Origin of the sequence: Kineococcus vitellinus (assembly GCF_009906315.1) — a bacterium.
Taxonomy (GTDB): domain Bacteria; phylum Actinomycetota; class Actinomycetes; order Actinomycetales; family Kineococcaceae; genus Kineococcus; species Kineococcus vitellinus.
Genome location: NZ_JAAALL010000463.1, coordinates 1 through 2,206, shown reverse-complemented (window position 1 = coordinate 2,206; position 2,206 = coordinate 1). Strand labels below are relative to the sequence as shown.

The 2,206-nt window shown below is 79.7% G+C and carries 2 protein-coding genes; both read left to right on the top strand.

Going from position 1 to position 2,206, the window contains the following annotated elements; genetic code table 11:
- A partial coding sequence (locus tag GTQ99_RS22455) for a GNAT family N-acetyltransferase (protein WP_166617894.1) occupies positions 1-597 on the top strand: 597 nt, incomplete at its 5' end.
- Positions 598-732: 135 nt separating this feature from the next.
- Positions 733-2,206 (top strand): serine/threonine-protein kinase (locus GTQ99_RS22450; RefSeq protein WP_166617893.1); only part of this gene is annotated, 1,474 nt, incomplete at its 3' end.

The following is a 2,206-nucleotide window of genomic DNA, read 5'->3' as shown; positions in this document are numbered from 1 at the left end:
GAGCTGCGCACGGGGGACGTGGGCGCCCTGGTCGAGCTCGCCGAGCTCGCGGCCCGCGGCGTGCACGCCGACGACCGGATGCCCTTCGCGGTGCCGTGGACGCGCTGCGAGCCCGCCGAGCGCGCCCGCCGCACCCTGCGCTGGCACCTGCTCGGGTGGGCCTCGTGGACGCCGCAGGAGTGGCGGCTCGACTTCGTCGTCCACCGCGACGGCGTCGTCGTCGGCACCCAGTCGCTGGAGTCGAGCGGCTCCCCGCTGCTGCGCGAGGTCGTCACCGGTTCCTGGCTGGGGCTGGAGCACCAGGGGCGGGGCACGGGCCGGCTCGCGCGCGCCGCCGTCCTGCACCTGGCGTTCGCCGGCCTGGGGGTGCTCAGCGCGCGCAGCGAGGCCTTCGTGGACAACCCGGCGAGCCTGGCCGTCTCGCGCGCGCTGGGCTACCGCGACGACGGACGCTCCCGCGCGGTGCGCGAGGGGCGGGTCGTGGAGCAGCAGCGGCTGCGCCTGGACGCCGCGGACTGGGCCGCCCGCCCGCGCCCGCAGGTGCGCCTCGAGGGGCTGGAGGCGGTGCGCGCCGCCCTGCTGCCCGCGGCTCCATAGCGTGCCGCGGGGAGGAGTTCAAGGATTCGGCCTCCGCCAGGGGCCCGACGGGGGCGACCGCTCGCCCGGTTGGGGCATCATGGAGGCCCGAACACGGTGCGCGCAGCGCACCGCCGAGGCGCGGAGGTGCCGCAGGTGACGACCGAGGGCTGGCCGGAGGACAGGCTGACCTCCGCCGACGTCCCGTCGCTGGTGCGCCACCACGCCGGCCCGGCCGGGGACCCGGACCGCTTCGAGCTGCTGGGCGAGGCCGAGGGCGCCGACGAGGCCTGGCACGTCCTGGACCACCGCGCGGCCGCCGGGGAGGCGCTGTTCACCCTCGCCGCCCTGCGGCCCGCCGGTCCCGACGACCTGAGCGTCGTGCACGGCGAGCAGGACGGCGAGCAGGACGGCGAGCCCGCCGACGGGCGGGACGACGGGGGGAGCACCCCCGAGCAGCTGTGGCGCGAGCGCGCCGCCGGCCTGGCCCGCGTCCGCCACGCCCGCCTCGCCGGCGTGCTGCAGACCTTCTCCGGAGCCGCTCCGCACCCGCCCGGGCGGGCCGACACCGCCGGCGGGGAGTGGAGCTACGCCGTCCTGGAGCAGGCCTCGGGCCGCTCGGTGGCCGACTGGCTGCGCGACGACCCCGGCGCCGGCGTCGAGGAGCGCTTCACCGTCCTGGCCGCGGCCGCCGGCGTGCTGCAGGAGCTGCACCGCGGTTCCGAGGAGGCCCCGCCCCTGGTCCACGGCGACATCACCCCGCGCACGGTGCGCCTCGGCGGCTTCTGGCCCGCCGACGGCGTCCGCCTGGCCGGCGCCAGCCTGGGCGGTCTGCGGCGCGGGCCCGTGCGGCGCACCGCGAGCGTCTACACCGCCCCCGAGGTGCGGGCCGGTGCGCTGCCGTCGGCGGCCGGCGACGTCTTCGGCTTCGGCGCCACCGCCGTGCTGCTGCTCACCGGCCAGCCGCCGGCCGCGGGCCCCGACGGGGCGCTCGAGCCGGCGCTGGTGCGCCGCCAGCTCGCCGCCGCCCCGCTCACCGCACCCCACCCCGGGCTGGCGGAGCTGCTGCTGCAGGCGCTGTCCGACGACCCCGCCCAGCGGCCCGACCGGCTGCCGGCGTGGGTGAACGGCATGCGCGCGTTCGTCGAGCCGCGTCCCGGCTCCTACGGCGCGGCGCTGCCCCTCGCGGCGGCGGGCTCCCTCGACGGCGTCGACCCCGACGTCGTGCTGCCCGCGCCGGCGGTGCGCGGCAGGCGGGTGCGGGCGCTGCCCAAGCGGCCCGTCGTCGTCGTCGTCGGCGCGCTGCTGCTGGCGACGGCCGGCACCGCCGTGGCCATCGCCGCCGTCCAGCAGGGCCGGCTCAAGGACGTGCCCAACCCCGTCGCCATCGTCCAGCCCGACGACAGGGCCACCGCGGTGCCGACGTCCTCGCTGCCGATCGCCCCGCCCCCCCAGACCTCCTCCGAGCCCTCCGCGGGCACCGCCGGGGAGGACGAGGACGCGCCGCCGTCCAGGACGCGCCGCTCCCCGTCCCCGTCGGGCACCGCCCCCTCGCCGGACGGGTCGTCGATGCCGCCGGCCACCACCCCGGTGCCCCTGGCGACGGGTGCGCCCGCGCTGCCGCCGGGGG